The 24,766-nt window shown below is 62.8% G+C and carries 22 protein-coding genes; 12 read left to right on the forward strand and 10 right to left on the reverse strand.

Annotated elements, in window-relative coordinates; genetic code table 11:
- Positions 1-142 precede the first annotated feature (142 nt).
- Complete coding sequence (locus EGJ09_RS20735) at positions 143-1,432, reverse strand: OprD family porin (protein WP_125924681.1); 1,290 nt, start codon at positions 1,430-1,432, stop codon at positions 143-145.
- 471 nt (positions 1,433-1,903) lie between these two features.
- On the opposite strand from EGJ09_RS20735, the gene EGJ09_RS20740 reads away from it, so the two are divergent.
- On the forward strand, positions 1,904-4,006 hold the full coding sequence (locus EGJ09_RS20740) for a TonB-dependent siderophore receptor (RefSeq protein WP_125924682.1): 2,103 nt from the start codon (positions 1,904-1,906) through the stop codon (positions 4,004-4,006).
- Positions 4,007-4,078: 72 nt separating this feature from the next.
- Here EGJ09_RS20740 and EGJ09_RS20745 read toward each other — a convergent pair whose 3' ends face one another.
- The 3 genes from EGJ09_RS20745 to EGJ09_RS20755 form a co-directional block, all read right to left on the reverse strand.
- Positions 4,079-4,276, reverse strand: coding sequence for a hypothetical protein (locus EGJ09_RS20745; protein ID WP_012316698.1), 198 nt, complete (start codon positions 4,274-4,276; stop codon positions 4,079-4,081).
- Between the two features lie 181 nt (positions 4,277-4,457).
- Positions 4,458-5,564 carry an agmatine deiminase gene (gene aguA / locus EGJ09_RS20750; RefSeq protein ID WP_125924683.1) on the reverse strand — a complete coding sequence of 369 codons (1,107 nt, stop codon included), beginning with the start codon at positions 5,562-5,564 and terminating at the stop codon, positions 4,458-4,460.
- A gap of 153 nt (positions 5,565-5,717) precedes the next feature.
- On the reverse strand, positions 5,718-8,618 hold the full coding sequence (locus EGJ09_RS20755) for an aminotransferase (RefSeq protein ID WP_125924684.1): 2,901 nt from the start codon (positions 8,616-8,618) through the stop codon (positions 5,718-5,720).
- Positions 8,619-8,809: 191 nt separating this feature from the next.
- Between EGJ09_RS20755 and rfbC the strand changes: the two genes are divergently transcribed.
- From rfbC to EGJ09_RS20780, 5 genes are read left to right on the forward strand one after another with little or no spacing between them, the layout of a single operon-like run.
- A complete protein-coding gene (rfbC, locus tag EGJ09_RS20760; protein WP_115273116.1) occupies positions 8,810-9,352 on the forward strand; it encodes a dTDP-4-dehydrorhamnose 3,5-epimerase in 543 nt (180 codons plus the stop codon).
- Positions 9,349-10,209: a dTDP-4-dehydrorhamnose reductase gene (gene rfbD / locus EGJ09_RS20765; RefSeq protein WP_046788242.1), complete on the forward strand. Its 861-nt coding sequence runs from the start codon at positions 9,349-9,351 to the stop codon at positions 10,207-10,209. Before rfbC ends, rfbD begins: the two co-directional genes overlap by 4 nt.
- Positions 10,210-10,247: 38 nt before the next feature.
- Positions 10,248-12,062: an ATP-binding protein gene (locus EGJ09_RS20770; protein ID WP_115273118.1), complete on the forward strand. Its 1,815-nt coding sequence runs from the start codon at positions 10,248-10,250 to the stop codon at positions 12,060-12,062.
- Positions 12,059-13,468, forward strand: coding sequence for a sigma-54 dependent transcriptional regulator (locus tag EGJ09_RS20775; protein ID WP_125924685.1), 1,410 nt, complete (start codon positions 12,059-12,061; stop codon positions 13,466-13,468). The genes EGJ09_RS20770 and EGJ09_RS20775 overlap by 4 nt, the downstream gene beginning before the upstream one ends.
- Positions 13,465-13,920: a YiiD C-terminal domain-containing protein gene (locus EGJ09_RS20780; protein ID WP_119687931.1), complete on the forward strand. Its 456-nt coding sequence runs from the start codon at positions 13,465-13,467 to the stop codon at positions 13,918-13,920. The genes EGJ09_RS20775 and EGJ09_RS20780 overlap by 4 nt, the downstream gene beginning before the upstream one ends.
- Here the strand turns inward: EGJ09_RS20780 and cysQ are convergent.
- Positions 13,909-14,736, reverse strand: a complete 828-nt coding sequence (gene cysQ, locus EGJ09_RS20785) for a 3'(2'),5'-bisphosphate nucleotidase CysQ (RefSeq protein ID WP_125924686.1) — start codon at positions 14,734-14,736, stop codon at positions 13,909-13,911. The genes EGJ09_RS20780 and cysQ overlap by 12 nt on opposite strands.
- Complete coding sequence (nudE, locus tag EGJ09_RS20790) at positions 14,733-15,299, reverse strand: ADP compounds hydrolase NudE (protein ID WP_046788238.1); 567 nt, start codon at positions 15,297-15,299, stop codon at positions 14,733-14,735. Before nudE ends, cysQ begins: the two co-directional genes overlap by 4 nt.
- 64 nt (positions 15,300-15,363) lie before the next feature.
- Here nudE and yrfG point away from each other — a divergent pair, with 64 nt between their 5' ends.
- Positions 15,364-16,026: a GMP/IMP nucleotidase gene (gene yrfG / locus EGJ09_RS20795; RefSeq protein ID WP_046788237.1), complete on the forward strand. Its 663-nt coding sequence runs from the start codon at positions 15,364-15,366 to the stop codon at positions 16,024-16,026.
- Positions 16,027-16,134: 108 nt separating this feature from the next.
- On the opposite strand, the gene lysM is transcribed toward yrfG, so the two are convergent.
- Positions 16,135-16,575: a peptidoglycan-binding protein LysM gene (lysM, locus tag EGJ09_RS20800; protein WP_046788236.1), complete on the reverse strand. Its 441-nt coding sequence runs from the start codon at positions 16,573-16,575 to the stop codon at positions 16,135-16,137.
- Between the two features lie 192 nt (positions 16,576-16,767).
- On the opposite strand from lysM, the gene fdhD reads away from it, so the two are divergent.
- The 3 genes from fdhD (at position 16,768) to EGJ09_RS20815 (ending at position 20,643) form a co-directional block, all read left to right on the forward strand.
- Complete coding sequence (gene fdhD, locus EGJ09_RS20805) at positions 16,768-17,598, forward strand: formate dehydrogenase accessory sulfurtransferase FdhD (protein WP_125924687.1); 831 nt, start codon at positions 16,768-16,770, stop codon at positions 17,596-17,598.
- 5 nt (positions 17,599-17,603) lie between these two features.
- Positions 17,604-19,949 (forward strand): FdhF/YdeP family oxidoreductase, encoded by a 2,346-nt coding sequence (locus tag EGJ09_RS20810; RefSeq protein WP_125924688.1) that lies wholly within the window; start codon positions 17,604-17,606, stop codon positions 19,947-19,949.
- A gap of 214 nt (positions 19,950-20,163) precedes the next feature.
- The gene (locus EGJ09_RS20815; RefSeq protein ID WP_012316712.1) at positions 20,164-20,643 is read left to right on the forward strand and encodes a glycine zipper domain-containing protein; all 480 of its coding nucleotides are present in this window, start codon (positions 20,164-20,166) and stop codon (positions 20,641-20,643) included.
- Positions 20,644-20,697: 54 nt separating this feature from the next.
- Here EGJ09_RS20815 and EGJ09_RS20820 read toward each other — a convergent pair whose 3' ends face one another.
- A complete protein-coding gene (locus tag EGJ09_RS20820) occupies positions 20,698-21,138 on the reverse strand; it encodes a thioesterase family protein (RefSeq protein ID WP_012316713.1) in 441 nt (146 codons plus the stop codon).
- A gap of 101 nt (positions 21,139-21,239) precedes the next feature.
- Here EGJ09_RS20820 and EGJ09_RS20825 point away from each other — a divergent pair, with 101 nt between their 5' ends.
- Both EGJ09_RS20825 and EGJ09_RS20830 read left to right on the forward strand, forming a co-directional pair.
- Positions 21,240-21,704, forward strand: a complete 465-nt coding sequence (locus EGJ09_RS20825) for a hypothetical protein (protein WP_223255173.1) — start codon at positions 21,240-21,242, stop codon at positions 21,702-21,704.
- Positions 21,704-21,976, forward strand: a complete 273-nt coding sequence (locus EGJ09_RS20830) for a type II toxin-antitoxin system mRNA interferase toxin, RelE/StbE family (RefSeq protein ID WP_012316715.1) — start codon at positions 21,704-21,706, stop codon at positions 21,974-21,976. The genes EGJ09_RS20825 and EGJ09_RS20830 overlap by 1 nt, the downstream gene beginning before the upstream one ends.
- Before the next feature lie 51 nt (positions 21,977-22,027).
- On the opposite strand, the gene EGJ09_RS20835 is transcribed toward EGJ09_RS20830, so the two are convergent.
- Positions 22,028-23,569 (reverse strand): phosphoenolpyruvate carboxykinase, encoded by a 1,542-nt coding sequence (locus tag EGJ09_RS20835; RefSeq protein ID WP_012316716.1) that lies wholly within the window; start codon positions 23,567-23,569, stop codon positions 22,028-22,030.
- Between the two features lie 179 nt (positions 23,570-23,748).
- On the reverse strand, positions 23,749-24,648 hold the full coding sequence (gene hslO, locus EGJ09_RS20840; RefSeq protein WP_046788227.1) for an Hsp33 family molecular chaperone HslO: 900 nt from the start codon (positions 24,646-24,648) through the stop codon (positions 23,749-23,751).
- Positions 24,649-24,766: the final 118 nt, after the last annotated feature.

Below are 24,766 nucleotides of genomic sequence, written 5' to 3' on the forward strand. Positions count from 1 at the left end.
ATTTGCCCTGATGAAGAAGAAGGAGGAATACGTAAGCAGAACGGCCTAAAGACCGTTGTTTACAACCATAGAATCTCCCACAGGCTGTGGAAGCCGGCTTGCCGGCGAACGGGCTGCGAGGCAGCCCTCTGCCAGATCAGTATCAGAAGATGCTGATCGGGTACTCGACGAATACGCGGACTTCGTTGCCGTCGTCGAAGTAGCCGTTCTGGCGAACGCTTTCCGATGTGCGCAGCCAGGAACCACGCAGCTTGACCGACAGGTCCTTGGCCGGCCCGTCCTGAACTACATAGCGAAGCTGGTTGAAGATTTCACGCTCCTTACCTTCGCCGTAGCCGTGAGTGTTGATGTTGTCACCACGCACGTAAGCGATCTTGTAGGTCAGGCCCGGAACGCCGTAGGCGCCAAAGTCCAGACCATAGGCAACCTGCCAGGAACGCTCGTCTTCGGCGTTGAAGTCAGACCAGTAGGAGTTGGCCAGGTAGATGGTCGAACCGCCATCACCCACGCCACCTCGGTCCTGGTACCAGCCATAGTTGTAGCCAGTGCTGCCGGTGCTGCGCTGGTGCGCCAAGGTCACCGAGTGCGGGCCGAACGCATAGGTGGCCGCAAGGCTCCAGATCGTGTTGTCGTCACCAGTCAGGTCGGCTTTTTGCACGTACTTGCTGTTGATATCCGACTTGTAGCCGTTGAAGTCCAAGGTCAGGGATTGGTCTGCCGCGATCGGGAAGACGTAGTTCAGGCCCAGGTAGTGCTTCTTCATCACGTCTTCGATGTTGGACGTGTAGGCGGAGGCCGTGAAGTTGTCGGTGAATTTGTAGCTGCCACCGAACACATCAATCGATTTCAGGTGGCCGCTGTCACGCCCCTCGGCACTCTTGCGCGCCTCTTGGGTGAAATGACCGGCATTCAGTTCCAGGCCCTCGATCTCCTTGGAGGTGATGAAGGTACCGGTGTAGCTCTCAGGCAGCAGACGGCTGTCGTCGTACTGCAGCACCGGCAGAGCAGGCATCATGTCACCGTACTTGAGTACAGTGTTGGATACGCGGAACTTGATCGCGGCGCCAGCACGCGCCAGATTGTGCGGCGAGTTCTTCGGCGCGGTGTCACTGGCCTTGAAGAAGTCGACGCCGGCAGCGCCGTTACGGCCTTTGCCACCGTCCAGGCGCACGGCATACAGGCCGAAAGCGTCAACGCCGACGCCCACGGTGCCCTGGGTGAAGCCGGAGGAGAAGTTGCCGATGAAAGCCTGGCCCCACTCGCTCTGGTCCTTGGTGCCGTGTTTCTTGTCGCGATCCATGTAAGCGTTACGCAGAAGAACGTTTGCGTGGCTGTCTTCGATAAAGCCCTTGCTCTCGGCCTGCTCATTGGCCTGGGCCTGGGTCGCGGCGATCATCGCCAAAGCGACCAGGCTGATCCTGGTTTTCAACATCTTGTTTTCCTTATTTCGTAATCAAAAACGCTCTGCAATATGACGCCAGGAACCAACGCCCCTTCGTAGGTTCGACGCTATGCGGATCCGAACTGAAAGGCCCGCCGGAGGTCGTGTGGCGGGCCTTGTGCAGCAGCATGGCCAGGTCATGGCCAGCAGGCGTTGGCCGAATCCTAGCCGCGTGCGATTACAAATGTCAAAAACTCGTGAAATGCAGGTCGATATAACCAAAATAATGCCGTGACACAGGGCATTTCCATTCGCTTTACCAAGAACGACGGATAATTTTTCTGAAAGTAGCTAAGTCTTAGCACCGTGTAGGGTGTTTCAGCGAATGCGAGGCCGCGCCAATGACTAGTTACAAAGCGATACACATGTAAAGACGAGCCTTTACAAATAGGTGAGCAAAAGCAAATAGCAAGCATTACCATTCGCACCACCTTATCAACTGCCTTAGGTCCGGATGCCTTCATGCTTGCCCCCTGCCGCCTTTCACCCCTGACGCTTGGCCTTTCGTTGCTGTTCAGCGCCAGCCTGGCCAGCGCCACAACCACCACCCTGCCCGAGTTGACGGTGACCGCAGACAGCGAGCGCGAAGAAGACAACCCTCGGATCAAGGAAGTGAGCACCGCCACCCGCACTTCCACCCCCGTGCGCTACGTTCCCCAAGCCATCGACACAGTGAAGACCGCCAATGTTTTGGACTATGGCAGCGACTCGCTGGGCAAGGCCCTTGAAGGCATACCCAACGTCAGCAGTGGCGCCGATACGCGCTTTGACAGCGTGCGCATCCGTGGCTTCGAGGCGAGCAACGATTTCTACCTGGACGGCATTCGCGACGACAGCCAGTACACGCGCGACCTGCACAACATTGAGCGTGTCGAAGTGCTCAAGGGGCCGGCAGCAGTGCTGTATGGCCGTGGCAGCCAGGGTGGCATCGTCAACCGGGTGAGCAAGGCGCCGGAACGTGGCCGCCGCTCCTCCATCCAAGCCCAGGGCGGTAGCGAAGACCTGCGCAGCCTGTATGCCGACCTTAGCGCCGACCCCAGCGACAACATCAGCCTGCGCCTGAACACGGGCAACCAGGACAACAACAGCTTCCGTGACGGCATCGATGGCAACCGCCAACTGTTCGCGCCGTCGATGAGCTGGCAGCTCAGCCCCGACCTCGACTGGCTGGTGCAGTACGAGTACAGCCGTTACAACCGTACCCCCGACCGCGGCATCCCCGGCGTGAATGGGCGCCCGGCGGATGTCAGCCGCAGCACCACCTACGGCGATACCCAGCGCGATTACATCGATGATCGTGCGCAGTCATTGCGTTCACGGCTCAACTACCAGCTCAACGACACCTGGCAACTGCGCCATACCCTGGGCCTGTTCAAGCTCGACAGCGAGTTCGACAACACCTACCTCACCGGCTACAACGCCAGCAACAACACGGTGACCCGCCAACGCTGGCAACAAGACCTGAACACCCGCAACCTGTTCAACAACCTTGAAGCCGAAGGCGATTTCGCCACCTGGGGCGTGGAGCACAAACTGCTGCTGGGCCTGGAGTTCGGCAACCAGCGGCGCGACCCAACCCTGTACACGGCTGCCGCCGCATCGGCCGGCGGCCGTCCGGTACCGGGCCTGGACCTGAACAACCCCAACCGCGCCCTGCAGCACACCGGGCCGATGGTGCTGTCGAGCAACAACCATACCGTGGTCGACAGCCGTGGCCTGTACCTGCAGGACCAGATTCGCCTCAACGATCAATGGCAGGTCCTGGCGGGGGTGCGCTTTGACCAGTTCGAGGTAAAGACCACCAACAAGATACGCAACCTGTCAGAACAACAGGACAGCAACACCACCAGCCCGCGCCTGGGCGTGGTCTATACGCCGTGGCGCGACCACTCGTTCTACGCGTCGTGGAGCAAGACCTTCTCGCCCGTCGGCGGAGGCCTGATCGGTATCACGCCGGGCGCAGCCGGCAATACCAACGACACCAGCCCGGAGCTGACGCGGCAGAAGGAGCTTGGGGTAAAAAGCGACTGGCTCGACGAGCGCCTGACCACCACCCTCGCTGTTTACGAACTGGAGTTGTACAACCGCCGCACACGTGACCCGAACAACCCGGAAATCACCTTGCTGAGCGGGCTGCAACGCTCGCGTGGCATCGAACTGACTGCGACAGGCAACGTCGTCGGCAACTGGTACGTTCGCGGTGGCATCGGCTTGCAGGACGCGACCATCGTCAAAGACAACAACAACCTGGAAGGCAACCGCATCAACGACGTGGCCAAACGCAATGCCAGCCTGTTCGTAACCTGGAAACCGGAGTTGGGCTGGTACGCCGAAACAGGGCTGACGCTGGTGGGTGAGCGTTATGCCGACAACCAGAACACCACGGTAATGCCAGGATATGGGCGCTGGGATGCGCTGGTGGGGTTGCGCACCCGTGACTGGGACGTACGTGCGGCGCTGAGCAACATCACTGACAAGACTTACTACAGTTCGGCGACCAGTGCGGCGCAGATTCAGATCGGCGACCCACGCAGCCTGGTGGTCACCGGGACTTACAGCTTCTGAGGTTTCAAGGCCTGCAAATGAAAACGCCACCGCAAGCACGGTGGCGTTTCTCGGTGCGGGCTCCTGCCCTGTTCAGTGCCACACGCCCAGCAGCGCTTCCAGCTCCGCATCGCTGATCAGGCCCTGCGGGTAGCGGCCATCCAGCAAACGTCGTGGGTCGGTCGTCCTGACCCGATTGCTTCCATGGTGTTTCAACCAATGTGCCAAGGTTTTCAGCGCTTGGTGATTTACTGCCGATGGGCGCAAAGCCGTCTCACTTGCTGTGTTCATGTCTACACGTACTCCTTACCCCGTGAGCGGCTAATCTACGTCTTGATTGTTACAGAACGGAGTGACCGTACTGCTGAGTTAACTCCCTGAAAACAATACAAAACATATGCCATTTCGACATGCCGGACGTCGCGGCCCAAAAAAAACCCGTCAGGCGACGGGCTTTTTCTGCAGCGTTGCTTCAGCGCTTGACCGGCGCCGGTTGCTGCTGAGTCAGGCAGTGGATGTTGCCACCGCCCAGCAGCAGCTCACGCCCGGGGATCATCACCACTTCGTGGTCCGGGAAGACCTTGGCCAGAATGGCTCTGGCCTGGGCATCTGCCGGGTCATTGAAGCTTGGCGCGATGATGCCGCCGTTGACGATCAGGAAGTTCACGTAGGACCCGGCCAGGCGTACCGACGGGTCTCGCTCCTGGCTACCGACCACCTGATCGACGCCGGCGCACTCTTCTTCAGTGGCGAACAGCGGGCCAGGAATGGGCATCTTGTGCACCACAAACTCGCGGCCTTTGGCATCACGGCTGTTTTTCAGCACATCATAGGCGGCATGGCAGCGCGCATAGTTGGGGTCGTTGGAATCATCGGTCCAGGCCAGTAACACTTCGCCTGGGCTGACGTAACAGCAGAAGTTGTCGACGTGGCCATCGGTTTCGTCGTTGTACAGGCCATCGGGCAGCCAGACGATGGTCTCCACCGCCAGGTGCTCACGCAGGATCTCTTCGATCTGCTCACGGTTCAGGTGCGGGTTGCGGTTGCGGTTGAGCAGGCACTCTTCGGTAGTGATCAGGGTGCCCTCACCGTCCACATGGATCGAGCCGCCCTCAAGCACGAAGCCTTCGGTCTGGTAGCGCTGGCAACGCTCCATTTCCAGCACCTTGGCTGCCAGCTCCTCATCGCGGTTCCACGGCGCGTACAAGCCGCCGTCGAAGCCGCCCCAGGCGTTGAAGCCCCAATCCACACCGCGCACTTCGCCCGAATCATTGATGACGAAGGTCGGGCCGGTATCACGCACCCAGGCGTCGTCGTTGCTGATTTCCACCACACGGATGTTGGGCAGGTCCAGCTGACCGCGGGCGTTTTCGTACTGGCCGGCAGAAACAGCAACGGTAACCGGCTCGAAGCGGGCGATGGCTTTGGCCAGGGTGACGTGGGCAGCCTGGGCAGGCTTGCCTCCCAGGCGCCAGTTGTCCGAACGCTCGGGCCAGACCATCCACACCTGGCTCTGCGGCGCCCATTCGGCGGGCATGTGGAAACCGTCGGCGCGGGGGGTGGAGTTGAGGGTTTTCATGGGTAACCTCTGCAAAGGCCCTAGGCCGATGGTCAATTTGGATGCCGATTTTATAACCGATATATATCGGCATTAAAAGGATGAAAATGCTGAACGGCTGATAAAAATGCCGCTCAGGCCGATAACAATCGACATGAGCGGCATCGCTGATGCTTACAACCCTTCGGACAGGATGCGGTCCACACTGTTCACAAAGTAGTCCACGCTGGCGCGCGTGGTGCACATCGGCGGCTTGATCTTGAGGATGTTCAGGTAGTCGCCGGTCGGCTGCATGAAGATCCCCAGGTCACGCAGGCGGTCGCACAGCACCATGGTTTCCTCAGTGGCCGGCTCCAGCGTCTGGCGGTCACGCACCAGCTCCAGCCCCAGGTAGAAACCCGAACCATGCGTGGCACCGGCAAGCGGATGTTTATCGACCAACGCTTGCAGGCGCGCTTTGAAATACCGCCCGGTTTCGCGGGTGTTCTGCCACAACCCCTCCTCGTCCATCACGTCCAGCACCGCCATGCCGATACGGCAACTCACCGGGCTGCCCCCAGCCGAGGAGAAGAAGTAGCCCTGCGCCTCCAGCGCCTCGGCAATCTCGCGCCGGGTAATCACCGCCCCCAGTGGCTGGCCGTTGCCCATACCCTTGGCCATGGTGATGATGTCGGGCACCACACCCTGCTCCTCGAAGCCCCAGAAGTACTCACCCAAGCGGCCATAGCCCACCTGCACTTCATCGGCGATGCACACACCGCCGCGGGCACGGACCTTGGCATACGCCTCTTTCAGGTAACCCGCAGGCAGCGAGATACCACCGGCGTTGCCGTAAACCGGCTCGCAGATCATGCCGGCCAGCTGACGGCCACGGGCATCGAGGTCGGCAAGCTTGGCATCGACGTCGCGCAGGTAGTCACCGGCACTGTCTGCGCCACGGTAGCGGCCACGGAAGGTATTCGGCGCCTCGACGGGGTGTACCCAGTCGGGCCGGGTTTCCAGGGCTTGCGGGTTGTCGGCAATAGAGGTGGAAATGGCATCGGTCGCCACCGACCAGCCATGGTAGGCCTCCAGCACGCTGAGCAGGTCGCGCCCGCCGCTGTAGGCCCAGGCCAGGCGAATGGCCAGGTCGTTGGCCTCGGTACCACTGTTGACCAGAAACACTCGGTCAAAGCCCGCCGGCGCCAACTTGAGCAGGCGCTCGGAAAACTCGGCAATGGCCGCGTAATGGAAGCGCGAGTTGGTATTGAGCAACGACCATTGCCGTGCCGACTCGGCCACCATGCGAGGGTGACCATGGCCGAGTACCGCGACGTTGTTGAGCATGTCGAGGTAGGAGCGGCCTTGCATGTCGATCAGGTAGTTGCGCCAGCCGCGCTCGATGTGTGGTGGCTGTGCATAGTAGTGCTTCTGCGAGCGGGCAAAGCTGGCGTCGCGGCGGGCCAGCAATGCCTGGGGGTCGGCCAGCGGCTCGGCATCGCAGTCGAAACCCAGCAAAGCTGCAGGCGAGGGGCACAGCGCCAGCCAGGCGGCAGCCTGGGAAGGTGCAGCGAACAGTGGCGGCTGGATGCTGGCGTCCAGGCACAGCTGCACACTGAGAAAACCACAGCTGCTGCCCAGCGCCTGTCCCTTGGCCACGGCCTGCCCGTCTGCGGGGGTATCTTCCAGGCCACTGAGCCAGAAGGCCCACTGTGCGGTGCGCAAGCAGCCACGGCCATCGCCGTGGCGCTGCCAGGTCCCGGCTTGCGGGGCCTGTACCGCACTGCCGTTGGGCACGTGCAGTTCGACGCCCAGGGCGCAGGTGGCCGGCTCGTCAGGGCGGTCGATATGGGTTTGCGACAGGCGATACTGGCCATGCAGGCTGCAAGCAGGCGCGGGCTGCGCCGTCAGCTGACGCTGATCGAAGCCGGGCTGCTCCCAGTTTCCGGCCTGGCAGTGGGGGCTGAGCACGCCCAGGTCGACGCGCGTTACCGCCTCACGGGCGAGGTCCGGCAGCAACAGGGCACAATCGGCGAGGTCCGGTCGGCTCGGTTCGATGCCGGCGGCCTGCAGAATGGCCGCTTCCATCAGGGCAAAAGGCACGGCGGTAGCGGTATCGAAGATCTCCCACTCATGGGCGATGTTGTCACGGATGTACTGGTTGCCCGGGTCCACGGCCAGTTGTTGCTCACTGCTGAGCACCAGCACCGCAGCGCGGTTGAGCACAAGCGGCCACAGGGCGCGCAACTCGGTTTCGCTCAGCGGGTTGAGGGCCTGGTAAGCGCGCACGGCCGGCAGGATGCGCAGCGGGTCGCCTTCGGCATGGTGCAGCAAGGCCGCGCAGGTCACCGACAAGTCGGCGATGCGCCAGGTACGCACCAGGTCACCGAAATCGATGATGCCCTGCAGTTGCCACTGGCGCTGCTCATCGCGGGCCCAGACGGCATTGTCATCGGTGATGTCCAGGTGCACGGCCTGGCTCGGCAAGGCGTCCACCAGCGGTGCCAGGTGTGCGGCGGCCAGGCCAGTGGCCTGCTCCAGGCGGGTGCGCTGCCCGGCATCCTGCAGCACTGGCAACAAATGCTCGATCAGCGCCTGGGCGTGTTGCGGGTCCCATTGCAGGGTGCGCACCAGGCCTGGGTGGTCGAAATCGGCCAAGGCTTTGTCGACCCGGGCGCACAGCGCGCCCAGTTCGGCCATCAGGCGAGGCTGCATGTGCTTGAGGCGGGTCAGCGGCTGCCCTTCTATATAATCGAGCAGGCGGGCGCGCAGCGGTTGGCCATCGATGTCCAGTGCCAACAACGACTGGCCGTCGCGTGCCGGGCGTACGGCAGGTACCGGCAACCCTTGCCCGCGCAGGTAAGCCAGCGCCGCATGCTGCGCCTCCAGTTCCATCTGGGCATAATTGCCGTGGCAAACCTTGAGCACAAACCGCTCCTGCCCCGTATCCAGACGCAAGTTCAGGTCTTGCTGGCTGCCCAGCGTAGTCAGGCTGCCGGCCAGGTCGTAATGCGCCTGAAGCAAGGCATGCGCCTGGGCTTCGCTGAGCGAAGGGCTTGGCAGGCTGGAACGCTGGATCAGGGTGCTGAGGGGCATGAAGATGGAACCTCTTTTACTTTTCGCTTATCTCGCCACTGCCAAGGCCGATACACAAGTGGCAATGATGAAATGATGATCGTGCGTTCACGCTCGGTCATGATGGCAATCCGGGCTGCAAAGCGCCAAGGCGGCTACATTGAACGAGGCCGGTACGGTCCACCCCTGAGTACACTGGTCAGAAAATTGCCATGAACATAATCGCAACAGACATACCCGACGTACTGATCATCGAGCCCAAGCTCTTCGGTGACAGCCGCGGCTTTTTCTTCGAAAGCTTCAATGCCCGCGAGTTTGCGCGGCTGACAGGCTTTGACGCCCATTTCGTCCAGGACAACCACTCCCGCTCACAGCGCGGCGTGCTCCGCGGGCTGCACTACCAGATCGATAACCCCCAGGGGAAACTGGTGCGGGTTGTGCAGGGCGAAGTGCTGGATGTGGCCGTGGACATTCGCCGCAGCTCACCGACGTTCGGCCGCTGGGTGGCCACCCGCCTGTGCGCCGAAGACCACCGCCAGTTCTGGATCCCGCCAGGGTTCGCCCATGGTTTCCTTGTGTTGAGCGAATCGGCTGACTTCCTGTACAAGACCACCGACTACTACAACCCCGCCGCCGAGCGCTGCATCCGCTGGGATGATCCACAACTGGCCATCGACTGGGGCGTGGAAGCGCCGCAGCTGTCGGCCAAGGACCAGGCCGGCGCGCTGCTGGCTGACGCGGACCTGTTCCCATGAGGGTGCTCGTGTGTGGCCACAATGGCCAGGTCGCCCAAGCGCTGAAAACACAGTTGGCCGGCCTGGGCGAGATACACCTGCTGGGCCGCGACCAATTGGACCTGGCACAGCCCGAGGCCTTGCGTGAACCGCTGCGCCAGCTTGCCCCCGGGCTGATCATCAATGCTGCCGCCTACACCGCAGTGGACCAGGCCGAAACCGAGCCGGACACCGCCTTTGCGATCAATGCCCAAGCCCCTGGCGTGCTTGCCGAAGAAGCGCTGCGCCTTGGCGCACCGCTGATTCACTACTCCACCGACTACGTGTTCGACGGGGAAAAGGCCACGCCATACAACGAGCAGGACGTACCCAACCCGCTCGGTGTCTACGGGCGCAGCAAGCTTGCCGGTGAGCAGGCCGTCGCTGCCGTGGGCGGCGCACACCTGATTCTGCGTACCAGCTGGGTGTACTCGCTGCACGGGCGCAACTTCCTGCTGACCATGCAACGCCTGCTGCAGGAAAAACCGCAACTGCGGGTGGTCGACGACCAGATCGGCGCGCCAACCTGGGCCACGACCATCGCCCTCAGCACCCGCGTGCTGATCGAGCGCTGGCAGGCTGGCCGGGCCGGTGCCTGGGGCACCTATCACCTGGCCGCCCAAGGCCAGACCTCGTGGTTCGGCTTTGCCCAGGCCATCGGCGAGCAGCTAAAGGCCCGCGGCCTGCCCTGCGCCGAGCTGCTGCCGATCCCCTCCAGCGAATACCCCACGCCCGCGCGCCGGCCGGCCAACTCGCGCCTGGACTGCTCACGCCTGGCCCGCGAGTGGGGCGTAACGCTACCGCACTGGCAGCAGGCGCTGATCGACTGCCTCAAGTAGCGCATAATTGCGCCAGACCCTTCTGGCGCATTTACGCGATGATTGCAAAACCCACGCACCCACGCCGTCCCCGCTGGCGCAGCCTGGCCCTGTTGGCCCTGTGCCTGGCCCCTTTGCTGTGGCCGCTGCATCACCTTGCCGAACGCTATTATCAGGACGAACTGGCGTCGCAGAATCGCCAGACCCTGGACCTGTATGTCGCCAACCTGCTCGGCACCCTGCACCGCTACGAAACCCTGCCGCAGATTCTTGGCGAATTGCCGGCGCTGCGCGGCGTACTGGCCGACCCGTTCAAGCTCGAAGCGGTGACCAACGCCAACCGCCTGCTCAAAGACATCGCCCACCAGACCGGTGCCGAGGTGATGTACCTGATGGACGTCAGCGGCAATACCCTGGCCGCCTCCAACTGGGACAAGCGCGACAGCTTCGTTGGCCGTAATTTCGCCTTCCGCCCGTACTTCAACGAGGCCATGGCCGGGCAACTTGGGCGCTTCTTCGGCCAAGGCACCACGTCGGCCAAGCGCGGCTATTTTTTTGCCGCAGCAGTCCATGACCGTGAACGCATCGTCGGGGTATTGGTGGTCAAGGTCGACTTGGACCACACCGAGACACTCTGGGGCAATACGCCCGAGCAATTGCTGCTGACCGACCACAACGGTGTGGTGATCCTCACCTCGCGGCCCGACTGGCGCTTTCGCGCCACGCGCGAGCTGACCGAGGCCGAGCGCCAGGCGATCATCGCCATCCAGCCCTACCCGACCCAGGCGCCACAGCCGCTGGTACTCAACCAGAACGCTTGGCTGGCCCAGACGCGTGACATCAAGGAGACCGGCTGGCAGGTCAGCATCCTCGCACCACGCATGCTGGTCGACCGTTCGGTGCAAACCGTCATGGCCATCGGTGGCGGCGCACTGCTGGTGCTGATGCTGCTGGCCGGCCTGGTGATGCAACGCCGCCGGCACTATATCGACCGCATCGACTTCGAAGCCCGGGGCCGCCAGGAGCTGGAAAATCGTGTGGCCCAGCGCACCGCCGACCTCGAAGGCCTCAACAACCGCCTGAAAAGCGCGGTACTGGAGCGCGAGAATGCCCAGCAGGAGCTGGTGCGCGCCCAGGACGAGCTTGTGCAGGCGGGCAAGCTGTCGGTGCTCGGCACCATGTCGGCGAGCATCAGCCACGAACTCAACCAGCCCTTGGCAGCCATCCGCAGTTACGCGGAAAACGCCGAGATCCTGCTCGATCACCAGCGCACTGAAGATGCCCGCGGCAACCTCAAGCTGATCGGCGAACTGACCGGGCGCATGGCCTCGATCATCGCTCACCTGCGGGCCTTCGCCCGGCGGGACCGCCACGCACCGGAAAGCGTGGCCCTGCAGCCGGCGCTGGACGACGCCCTGGCGCTGCTGGCCAAACGCCGCCGAGCGATGGCCGTTGAGCTGATCCGTGACCTGCCCGATGCCACCCTGTGGGTACAGGCCGGGGAGACACGCCTGCGCCAGGTGCTCGGCAACCTGCTGGCCAACGCCCTCGATGCCCTGACTGAAAAAGCCAACCCGCGCCGCCTGTGGCTGAGTGCCGAAAAGCGCGATGACTACGTCTACCTGTTCATCCGCGACAATGGCCCGGGCTTCAGCCGGCAGGCCCTCGAGCACGCCAAGGAGCCGTTCTTCACCACCAAGACCCGCACCCAGGGCCTGGGCTTGGGCCTGGCCATCTGCGAAAGCCTGATGCGTGCCCTGGGCGGTGAACTGCTGCTGGCCAACCACCCGGAAGGCGGCGCCCTGCTCACCCTGCAAATGCGCGTGGCAGCGCCCGGCGCCAACCTGCAACCATCGGAGGACCCCTCGGCATGACCCCCGAGATACAGATCGACAGCCAAGCCCAGGTGCTGCTGGTCGACGACGACCCACACCTGCGCCAGGCCTTGAGCCAAACCCTCGACCTGGCGGGGCTGAAGGTGGTTGCCCTGGCCGACGCCCAAGGCCTGGCCGAGCGCCTGGAGCCCGACTGGCCTGGCGTGGTGGTCAGCGACATCCGCATGCCCGGCATCGATGGCTTGCAACTGCTCGAACAATTGCACGGGCGTGACAACGAACTGCCAGTGCTGCTGATCACCGGCCACGGCGATGTGCCCCTGGCGGTGCAGGCCATGCGCGCTGGCGCCTACGACTTCCTTGAAAAGCCCTTTGCCAGTGAAGCCCTGCTCGACAGCGTGCGCCGCGCCCTGGCCCTGCGCCGGCTGGTGCTCGACAACCGCAGCCTGCGCCTGGCCTTGAGCGACCGCCAGCAACTGGCCACCCGCCTGGTCGGCCATTCACCTGCCATGCAGCGCCTGCGCGAACAGATCGGCGCCTTGGCCGGCACCCGCGCCGACGTGCTCATCCTCGGCGAAACCGGCGCTGGCAAGGAGGTGGTGGCCCGCGCCCTGCACGACCTGTCCAGCCGCCGCGATGGGCCATTCGTGGCCATCAATGCCGGCGCCTTGGCCGAGTCGGTGGTCGAAAGCGAGCTGTTCGGCCATGAGCCCGGCGCGTTCACCGGCGCGCAGAAGCGCCGCATCGGCAAGTTCGAGTTCGCCAATGGCGGCACGCTGTTCCTCGACGAAATCGAAAGCATGAGCCTGGACGTGCAGGTGAAGTTGCTGCGCCTGCTGCAGGAACGGGTGGTCGAGCGCCTGGGCGGCAACCAGCTGATCCCGCTGGACATCCGCATCATTGCCGCAACCAAGGAAGACCTGCGCCAGTCCGCCGACCAAGGCCGCTTCCGTGCCGACCTTTACTACCGCCTGAACGTGGCACCGCTGCGCATCCCGCCGCTGCGCGAGCGAGGGGATGACATCCTGGTGCTGTTCCAGCATTTCGCCGATACCGCCAGCCAACGCCACGGCCTGCCACCGCAAACCCTGCAGCCAGCGCACCGGGCCATGCTGCTGCGCCATGCCTGGCCAGGCAATGTGCGCGAACTGCAAAACGCCGCCGAGCGTTTCGCCCTTGGCCTGGAGCTGGCGCTCGATAACCAGGCGCCCGCTGCCGCAGCGCCCACAGCCCCGCTTCAGCTGGGCAACCTCAGCGAACAGGTCGAGCAGTTCGAGCGTTCGTTGATTGCCGCCGAACTGGGCCAGCCGCACAGCTCCATGCGCAGCCTGGCAGAGGCACTCGGTATCCCGCGCAAAACCTTGCATGACAAGCTGCGCAAGCACGGCCTCAGTTTTGACGGTGGCCACAGCGGGCCTGACGACCACGAGGACAACCGCCCATGAACAGCGACAGCCAGTACTTGCAGGATGTCCTGCACAGCGACATTCCCCTGACCCGTGAAATGGGCCTGCAGGTCATCGATTGGCAAGGGCAGAGCCTGCGCCTGCAGCTGCCGCTGGCCGCCAACGTCAACCACAAAAGCACCATGTTCGGCGGCAGCCTGTACTGCGCCGCCGTGCTGGTGGGCTGGGGCTGGTTGCACCTGCGCCTGCGCGAGCTGGGCATCGACGACGGGCATATCGTCATTCAGGAAGGGCAGATCAGCTACCCGCTGCCGGTCACCGGCACGGCAGTGGCGCGCTGCGCCGCACCGGACGAAAAAACCTGGGAGCGCTTCGTTGCGATGTATCAGCGCCGTGGTCGTGCGCGGCTGACGCTGGACACCACGGTTTGCAATGCTGGCAGCGACGAGCCCGCCGTGAGGTTCAGCGGGCAGTATGTGTTACATCGCTGAGGCGAGCTGGATCAGCGCCTGACGCCAGCTGGCAGCCGCGGGAAGGGCCAGGAAGAAGGGGTTGAGCAGGGATTCGCGTGGCGGGTAGCGGAACGGCTGGCCATCCACGCCGATCACTTCGCCGCCTGCCCCTTCCAGCACACCTTGCGCCGCAGCGGTGTCCCACTGCGAGGTCGGCGCCAGGCGCGGGTAGCAGTCGGCGCTGCCTTCGGCCAGCAGGCAGAACTTGAGCGAGCTGCCGATATTGGCCAGCTCCAGCTCACCGACAGCAGCGCCAAGGCCAGACAGCAACGCTTCCTGCTGTGGGCTGGAATGGCGACGGCTGGCCACCACGGTGAAACGACCATCGGCAGGTGGCGCGTTACGGACCTGGACCGGCTGGGGCTCGCCGCCCGCCTCTGTCCGCCAGGCACCCAGGCCTTGGCCACCGAAATAACAGCGGCCGCTGGTGGGCATCGAAACCACGCCAAACACCACTTCGCCGTTTTCGATCAGCGCAATATTGACGGTGAACTCTTCGCTACCCGCGATGAACTCCTTGGTACCGTCCAAAGGGTCGACCAGCCACCAGCGCTGCCAGCCCTGGCGCTCGGCCAACGGAATATTGCAGTCTTCCTCGGACAGCACAGGGATCTGCGGCGCCAGCGCCTGCAGGCCGTCGGCGATAACCCGGTGTGCGGCCAGGTCGGCGGCGGTCACCGGCGAATCATCCGCCTTGTTGGTCACCGCCACGTCGGCGCGCCAGAACGGCAGGATCGCCTGCCCTGCCAGGGCGGCCAGTTTCACCACTTCATGCATCAGTTGCTGGTCGTTCATACGTCGAGCAGCCCCCGCTGAATCAGCAGGTCACGCGCCAGGTACAACGCCGCCAGCGCCCGCCCCTCGCTGAACTGGGGGTGCATGGCCAGCGCCGAGAGTTCGCGAAGGTTGACCTTGTCGACCCGCATCGGCTCCGGCTCGTCGCCCTCCAGCCGCTCTTCGTAAAGGTCGGTAGCCAGCACCACCTGGATCTTCTGGCTCATGTAGCCGGGGGACAGCGACAGCTCGGTCAGGTGTTCAAGCTGACGCGCGCCAAAGCCGGCTTCTTCCTTGAGCTCCCGGTCAGCCGCTGCCAGCACATCCTCGCCCGGTTCGATCAGGCCTTTGGGCAGGGACAGTTCGTATTCATCTGTGCCACCGCAATACTCCTCCACCAACACCGCGTGTTCGGCATCGAGCATGGCCACGATCATGACGGCGCCGTATCCATTGCCGCGCCCGACCAGGCGCTCGTAGGTGCGCTCGTTGCCGTTGCTGAAACGCAACTGCACGGCCTCCACGCGGAACAAGCGGCTGCTGGCGACGATCTCGCGGCTGAGAACGGTGGGTTTCTGGCGCATGGGGCGGCTCCTTGGCGTGAACGGGTTACTATACCGTGGCTTGCCGACTGAACGAGAGTTTCCCATGCCTGTTCTTCCCTGGTCTGCCATCGATACTGTCCTGCTGGACATGGACGGCACGCTGCTCGATTTGCACTACGACAACCGCTTCTGGCTGGAGCACCTGCCCCAGCGCTACGCCCAGGTGCACGGCGTAAGCCGGGCGATGGCCGAAATGGAGCTGCAGCCGCTGTTCGAACGCAATGCCGGCACGCTCAACTGGTACTGCCTGGACTTCTGGAGCCGCGAGCTGAACTTGCCGATCCGCGAACTCAAGCGCGAGATCGCCGACCTGATCGCCCTGCGCCCAGACGCCGATACCTTCCTGGCAGCGATCCGCCAGGCCGGCAAGCGCGTGGTCATGATCACCAATGCGCACCGCGATTCGCTGTCGTTGAAGCTGGAGCGGGTGGAACTGGCGCCGTATTTCGAGCGGCTGATCAGTTCGCATGATTACGGCTATCCGAAAGAAAGCCCGCAGTTCTGGGATGCGTTGCAGGCCGATATCGGGTTCGAGCCTGGGCGCAGCCTGTTCATCGACGACACCTTGGCCATTCTGCGCAGTGCCCAGCGGTTTGGCGTGGGGCATTTGCTGGCCGTGCGCCAGCCCGATAGCCAGGCGGCGCCGCGCGATACCCAGGAGTTTGCGGCAGTCGAGGATTACCGGGAGTTGCTGGTAGGTCTTTAAGGCCAGATCGCCGGCAAGCCGGCCACAGGTACTCCACACCTATTCAGAGCGGTGCTTGTCCTGTGGCCGGCTTGCCGGCGATTGGCCGGAGCAGACGATAGAGATCTGTCAGTCCGGAATCCGCAGCACCTGCCCCGGATAGATCTTGTCCGGGTGCTTGAGCATCGGCTTGTTGGCTTCGAAGATCTTGTTGTACTGGCCGGCGTTGCCATACACGACCACGGCAATGGCTGACAGCGTGTCACCCTTTTTCACGGTTACGAACCGCGCAGCCTGAACGACCGGCCCAGTTACAGTGATCTGATCATCAACGCTGGCCACACCACTTATGTTGCCGGCCGCGAGGATGATTTTCTCCTTCTCCTCCTGGCTGGCCACCTCGCCCTTGAGGGTGATCTTGTCACCCTCTACCGTAGCGGTGATGTTCGGGTTGCCCAGGCCGACGCTCTCCACGTGTTTCTTCAACTGCTCCTCGGCATTGGCATTGCCTGGGGTCAGCAGGTCGATCAACTTCTCGCCGGCTTCCTTCACGAAACTGAAAAGGCTCATTGCGTTCTCCATGTTGACGATAACCTCGGAAACACGAGTCTAGGCCAGGATTTCCTCCCCCGCCCCACTGCGACCAATCGACGCGGTCTATCAAGGCATAGACCCTAGCGATTAGACGTGACCGGCCCGCAGGCCTAGGCTGGTGCTATCAAAAAGCCGCCGGTAGTCAGCGCCGATGAACAACCAGCCCCGATGAACAGCAAACCTCCGGTCTGCGCGGCCTCGACGCCTCTGGCCTTGCCTGCCGCCAGCAACACCTACGATTACGTCCAGCTCGACGACGCTGCGCGTGCCAGCACGCCGCTGGCCGAAGAAGTCGCCCTGGCCATCGTCTACAACGGCCTCAACCAGGCCGTGATGCTGGTCAGCCCCACCGACCTTGAAGACTTTGCGGTCGGCTTCAGCGTTGGCAGCGGCATTGTCGAGGGCACCGCAGACATCTACGACCTGAAGCTTTCCGGCAGCGGCTCGGCGTTGTACGCCGACCTGGAGATTTCCAGCCGCGCATTCTGGAACCTGAAAAACCAGCGCCGCCAACTGGCCGGCACCAGCGGTTGCGGCCTGTGTGGCGTCGAAGCCCTGGAGCAGGCGCTGCCGGAGCTGGCCGAGCTGCCTGGCGCGCCATTGCCACCGGCGCAGTGGCTGGTGGGCCTGCGTGAGCGCATCGATGCCTTCCAGCCGCTGGGCCAGCACTGTGGCGCCGTGCATGCGGCATTGTTCATGAACGCCCAGGGCGAACTGCTGCTCGGCCGCGAAGACATTGGCCGCCACAACGCCCTGGACAAGCTGATCGGCGCCCTGCTGCGCCAGGGCGTCGCCACCGAAGGTGGCCTGGCGATCGTCACCAGCCGCTGCAGCCTGGAACTGATCCAGAAAGTCCTGCGGGCCGGCATCCAGACGCTGGTCAGCCTCTCGGCCCCTACCGGCCTTGCCCTGCAATGGGCGCGCAAGCACAACCTCAACCTCATTCATCTGCCCAAACACAGTGCACCGCGGGTCTATAGCCCAGCGGCGGAGTCGTAATAGCCGTGACCTCGTACCAGCCTCTTCCAGACAACGCCCCAGCCTCCCCTCCACGCTACAAGCCCTACCACGGCCCCGCCGGTGGCTGGGGCGCCTTGCGCAGCGTGGCCAAGGCCTGGGTCGGCAGCGACAATGCGCTGAAGAACCTTCGCGCCCTGCTCAAGACCAACCAGAATGGCGGCTTCGACTGCCCCGGTTGCGCCTGGGGCGACTCGCCCGAAAGCGGCATGGTCAAGTTTTGCGAGAACGGCGCCAAGGCAGTCAACTGGGAAGCCACCAAGCGCCGAGTCGATGCGGCCTTCTTCGCCCGCTACAGCGTCAGCGCGCTGCTTGAGCAGAGCGACTACTGGCTGGAATACCAAGGCCGCCTGACCGAACCGATGGTCTACGACCCGGCCAGCGACCGCTATCAGCCGATCGCCTGGGATGCAGCCTTTGCCCTGATCGCCCGTGAGCTGAACAACCTGGCAAGCCCCGATCAGGCCGAGTTCTATACCTCCGGGCGGGCCAGCAACGAAGCGGCGTTCCTGTACCAGCTGTTCGTGCGTGCATACGGCACCAACAACTTCCCCGACTGCTCGAACATGTGCCACGAGGCCAGCGGGGTAGCCTTGGGGCAAAGCATCGGTGTGGGCAAGGGCACTGTCACCTTCGATGATTTCGAACACGCCGATGCGATCTTCGTCTGGGGCCAGAACCCCGGCACCAACCACCCGCGCATGCTCGACCCGCTGCGCGATGCCGTGAAGCGTGGCGCCCAGGTGGTGTGTATCAACCCGCTCAAGGAGCGTGGCCTGGAGCGCTTCCAGCACCCGCAGAACCCGCTGGAAATGCTGACCAACAGCGACCGGCCGACCAACACGGCGTTCTTCCGCCCGGCCCTGGGCGGCGACATGGCGCTGCTGCGTGGCATGGCCAAGTTCCTGCTGCAGTGGGAGCGTGAGGCGCAGGCCAAAGGCGAGCCGGCGGTATTCGATCACGTATTCATCGCCGAGCATGGTCACGGTGTCGATCAGTACCTGGCTGCAGTGGACGCCACCTCGTGGGCGCACATTCAGGAGCAGTCGGGCCTTGAGCTCGCAGACATCGAGCTGGCTGCACGCATGTACTGCCGCGGCAAACGGGTGATCATGTGCTGGGCGATGGGCATTACCCAACACCGCCACTCGGTGCCCACCATCCAGGAAATCGTCAACCTGCAGATGCTGCGCGGCAACATCGGTGTGCCTGGCGCAGGGCTGTGCCCGGTACGCGGCCACAGCAACGTGCAGGGCGACCGCACAATAGGTATCAATGAACGCCCGCCGGTGGCGCTGCTCGATGCCATCGAAAAACGCTTCAATTTCCCGGTACCGCGGCACAATGGCCACAATACCGTCGAAGCGATCCACGCCATGCTCGACGGCCGCGCCAAGGTGTTCATCGGGCTGGGTGGCAACTTCGCCCAGGCCACCCCGGATACCGAGCGTACCGCCCAGGCCCTGCGCAACTGCGCGCTGACCGTGCACATCAGCACCAAGCTCAACCGCAGCCACCTGATCCACGGCAAACAGGCGCTGATCCTGCCGTGCCTGGGCCGCACCGATATCGACCTGCAGGCCGACGGGCCGCAGGCGGTCACCGTTGAAGACTCTTTCAGCATGGTCCATGCCTCCAACGGCCAGCTCAAGCCGCTATCGACCCACATGCGCTCGGAGCCGGCAGTGGTTGCCGGCATCGCCGCTGCCACACTTGGCAAAAACCCGGTCGACTGGCACTGGCTTGTGGCCGACTACAACCGTATCCGGGACTTGATCGGCGACACCATTGCAGGCTTTGCCGACTTCAACCAGCGCCTGAGCCACCCAGGCGGCTTCTACCTGGGCAACAGTGCAGCCAGCCGCCAGTGGAAGACCACCAACGGCCGCGCCAACTTCAAGGCCAACCTGCTGCCGGACACCCTGCTCGACGAGCGGGTACGCGCCAGCGGCCAGGTACCGGACCTGATCATGCAGTCCATGCGCTCGCACGATCAGTACAACACCACCATCTATGGCCTGGACGACCGCTACCGTGGCGTGCGCGGCCAGCGTGACGTGCTGTTCGTCAACGAGGCCGACATCATCCGCCTGGGCTTCCAGCCGGGGCAGAAGGTCGACATCGTCTCGTTGTGGGGCGATTCGCATGTGCGCCGTGTACAGGGCTTCACCCTGCTGGCTTTCGATATCCCGGCTGGGCAGGCGGCGGCGTACTACCCGGAAGTGAATCCGCTGATCCCGTTGGAAAGCATCGGTGAGGGCAGCCATACACCAACCTCCAAGTTCGTCGCCATCAAGTTGGAGCGGGCGCGCGACGACGGGCGAATCGTGTAATCGAACCGTACGGGTAAAAACGAAAAAAGCCCTGTTCCACAGGGGTTCAGGGCTTTGTCACAATTACCTCAGACACACGAAAATCGATAAAGTTTCATCGATAAAACAGTAACTTAGAGAATTGTGTACAACTCGTGCTACTCGTCGGATTTTCGTTGCCAGCCGCCTCAAGGAACTGCAAATTCGCCCTCGTCATCCTTATGAGGCTCTCTTGATGAAGAAGTACTCCTCGATTCTGTTGTTGTCTTTCAGCTTGCTCAGCGGCGTTGCCATGGCCGGTGGCAATACCGAGGCCGGCATTGGCGGCGCATTGGGTGGGGTACTCGGCTCCGTAGTGGGCAACTCCATCGGTGGTAGCACTGGCGGCGCCATTGGTGCCGGCCTGGGCGGTGCGGCCGGCGGTGCCCTGGGTGCCGACAAGCGCCAGCGTGGTGAGGCCGCTATCGGCGGCGCACTGGGCGCTGCAGGCGGTAACGTGGTCGGTCGCTCGGTGGGTGGTACCACCGGCAGCTACATTGGTGCAGCCGCAGGCGGCGGCGCCGGTGGCGCGCTCGGTAACTACCTGGGCAACAAGGCCGATGATGACGACCGTCACGACGACCGCCGCTACCGTCGCGGCTACGACGACCGCCGTCATTACGACCGTGGCCGCCACTACGGCCACCGCAAGCACAAGCGCCACTGGCGCGACTGATACCTGAGACCATCCTCAGGCAGCAAAAGCCCCGCCCTCACCCGCGGGGCTTTTTCATGCCTGCGGACCGAGCTGCAGGCCCGACAAAATGACTTGCAGCGCCTCCGGCAGCGGTACCGGCCGGCCGCTGGCGCGCTCGATGAACACCTGCACCACGGTCCCTGCCGCACAAGCATCGGCCTCCCCCGGGCGATACAGCGCCAGCCGGTACTCCACCGTGCTGCCTGCAAGGCGAGTGACGCCCAAACCCACCTCTAGCACGTCCGGAAAGCCCGGCAGCGCGAAAAAGTCTGCCGCCGAACTGACCACGAACGCCGCCAGCTCACCTTCACGCAGGTCGAATTCAGCTTGCTCGACCAGAAAGGCCTGGATGGCGGTTTCGAAGAAACCATGCACCGTGGCACCGGCAATGTGGCCGTTATGGTCGTTGTCCTGGGGGCGGGTGAGGATGGGGTGGAAGTGGGAGAACGCGCTGCGCTGAGGGGATTCGGTCATGAGATATCCACAATTGGTTACACCGTGAGGAAGCTTCCCACACCAAGACAGGAAGGACTATAGTCGCAATCAACTATAGATTGCATACCATGGTGTATCTGATGAAACTGAGAAAGACACCGATGCCAACTCATCAATTAGATCATGCCAACTTGAGCCGACTGGTGGAATCGGGCCGAATCAACGCTACGCACATCGTCGGCCAACCGGGTGGCTGGGCCATCCAGGTCGATATCAATCAGCAAGAGCACCTGCTGATTGCCCAACGTAGCGGCAACGTAAGGCTTTTCAAAAAGTTTGAAACCTTGGTCATCTACCTGCGTGAGATGGGCATCGACCATTTCGAGGTGGACACCTCAGCCTTTGATCCTGGCCTGATGAGCACTTACCAACGTCCTGATCGCGCTCAAGCGTTGAAGCGGGCTCATGAAGCAGCCGCTTACGAGGCGTGGTTCGCAGAGCAAGTCGAAGCAAGCCTGAACGATTCGTCGCCCGCGATGGAGGATGAAGAAGCAGAGCTGCTGTTCGCGGCTCGCCGCAGCGAACTCAAAGCCAGAGTCCGCTGATGCGCCTGGCTTGGCGTGAGATGGCCCGCAATGATCGCTTTCGCATTATGGACCATATAGCCCAGGACAATCCCGCTGCCGCCATTTCACTAGACGAAAAATTTGCCGAAAAAGCCAGGCTCGCTGCGCAGACTCCTTCCATGTACAAACCCGGGCGCTATCCGGGGACCCGGGAAATCATCATCCACCCCAACTACGTGATGGTCTATCGGATTACAAGGGAAGCCGTGGAAATCATCCGCATCCTGCATGCAAGGCAGCAATGGCCCTGAAACACAAAAGCCGCCCTTGGGGGCGGCTTTCTCGTTGCAACCGGCGACAGCTTACAGCTGTGGGCCAGCAGCCTTGATGGCGTCGGACACTTCGAACTTCTTGAAGTTTTCAGTGAACAGCTTGGCCAGGCCTTTTGCAGCTTCGTCGTAGGCAGCTTTGTCAGCCCAGGTGTTGCGCGGGTTGAGCAGCTCGGTCTCGACGCCCGGAACGGCCTTCGGCACGTCCAGGTTGATGATGTCCAGGTGCTCGGTCTCGGTACCGACCAGAGCGCCGCTCTGGATGGCAGCAATCACGCCACGGGTGGTCGGGATGCTGAAGCGCTTGCCGACGCCATAGCCACCACCGGTCCAGCCAGTGTTGACCAGGTAGACCTTGGAGCCGAAGGCGTTGATACGCTTGATCAGCAGCTCGGCGTATTCGCCAGCCGGGCGCGGGAAGAACGGTGCGCCGAAGCAGGTGGAGAAGGTCGACTTGATGCCGCCGCCCGAACCCATTTCGGTGGAACCGACCAGCGCGGTGTAGCCGGACAGGAAGTGGTAGGCCGCCTGCTCGTTGTTCAGGATCGAAACCGGAGGCAGAACACCGGTCAGGTCGCAGGTCAGGAAGATGACTGCGTTAGGCTCGCCACCCAGGTTGGCTTCGGCGCGCTTGGCGACGTGCTCCAGCGGGTAGGCGGCGCGGCTGTTCTGGGTCAGGCTGACATCGGCATAGTCGGCGTGCTTGTTGCCGTCCAGGACGACGTTTTCCAGCACGGCGCCATGCTTGATGGCTTTCCAGATGACCGGCTCGTTCTTCTCGGACAGGTCGATGCACTTGGCATAGCAGCCGCCTTCCATGTTGAAGACAACGCCTTCGCCCCAACCGTGCTCGTCGTCACCGATCAGGTAACGGCTTTCGTCAGCCGACAGGGTGGTCTTGCCGGTGCCGGACAGGCCGAAGAACAGGGTGACGTCGCCTTCTTCACCGATGTTGGCAGCACAGTGCATTGGCAGCACGTCGGCAGCCGGCAGCAGGAAGTTCTGCACCGAGAACATGGCTTTCTTCATTTCGCCGGCATAACGCATGCCCGCGATCAGCACTTTCTTGGCGGCGAAGTTGATGATGACGCAACCGTCGGAGTTGGTGCCGTCACGCTCAGGCACGCACTCGAAGTTGGCAACGTTGAGGACCTGCCACTGGTCGCGGCCAGCCGGGTTGAACTGCTCAGGGTTGATGAACAGGCAACGGCCGAACAGGTTCTGCCAGGCGGTCTGGGTGGTCATCTTCACCGGCAGGTAGTGCTCGGCGGCAGCCCCTACGTGAACGTAGGAAACGAAGTGATCCTGGGCGTTGTTGAACGCCTCGACGCGGTCCCACAGGGCATCGAACTTGTCGGCCGGGAACTTGCGATTGATCGGGCCCCAGGCGATGGCGTCCTGGGTGGAAGGTTCTTCGACGATGAAACGGTCAGCCGGCGAACGGCCAGTACGGTGCCCGGTCTCGACGACCAGTGCGCCGGTATCGGCTAGCACGCCTTCACCGCGTTGCAGCGCTTCTTTTACCAGCTCATCGACGCTCAGGTCGGTGTACACGGTGTTGTTGGCTTGCGTCATGAGATACCCCATCCGGCCCGAGGCCGAGTGCTCCAAACGTTTTGTAGTTGTCTGTAAAAAACTACTACAGCGAAAAAAGTGGCCGGATTATGCCAGAAACGCCCAAAAAAAGTAGGCCCCTCCTGTCGTAACTGCCCTTTTGCGCAATTCGACAGGAGATTTCCCTGAAATTAAACGTTTCAGTGGCGAGTTTCTGACGCCGTGTCAGTGCCACCACCGGCAAACAGTTGTGCCACATCGCTGGCATCGAAGAAATAACGCTCGTTGCAGAACTGGCAATCGATCTCGACCTTGCCCCCGCACTCCTCGACCAGCTGCTTGGCATCATGCTCGCCAAGACTGACCAGCGCATTGCCGGAACGTTCGCGCGAGCAGCTGCATTTGAAGCGCAGCGGCTGGATATCGAACAGGCGTACGGCGTCTTCATGATAGAGGCGGTGCAGCAAGGTTTCGTTGGCCTCGGCCCACTCCTGCGGCTTGAGGGTGTTGGCCAGGGCAATCACGTGCTGCCAGCTGTCCTCGCGCTCTTCTTCATCACGCTGGCGATCCACCGGCAACTGCTGCAGCAACAGGCCGCGAGCCTTGCCGCCTTCGGCGTTGAGCCAGAAGCGCGTGTTGAGCTGCTGCGACTGCACGAAGTAGTTGGTGAAGCACTCGGACAGGTTTTTGCCGTCGAGCTCGACGGTACCCTGGTAGCGCTGGCCTTTGACCGGGTCGATGGTCAGGGTCAGATGACCGTCGGGCATCAGCTGCGCCAGCGTCGCGTCGGCTGCTATCTGGTCCGCTTCGTAACGCGCCATGCCGCGGATGTCGCGCTCGCCCGAGCACTCCACCATCAGCAGGGGGATGGGGCCAGCAGAACGCGCCTGCAGGATCAGCAGGCCGTCGAACTTCAGCGCGCCCACCAACAGCGAGGTAGCGGCCATCAGTTCACCGAGCAGAGTGGCAACGGGCTGTGGGTATGCATGACGAGCCAACACCGCGGCGTAGCTGTCATCGAGTGCCACCCACTCGCCGCGAATATCGCGGTCGTCGAAGATGAAACGTTGGGTGAAATCGGTATCCGGCAAATCGCTCATAGGTTTTGGCTATCTAAAAATGATGACAAAATGGTTACACGGAATGTCGAACACTTGCGAGATCCCGTGACAGAGCGCTCACAAGGCGCTCCGATTCCTGTTTGCAATAGAGGTATTT

Origin of the sequence: Pseudomonas sp. p106 (genome assembly GCF_003936645.1) — a bacterium.
GTDB lineage: Bacteria > Pseudomonadota > Gammaproteobacteria > Pseudomonadales > Pseudomonadaceae > Aquipseudomonas > Aquipseudomonas putida_E.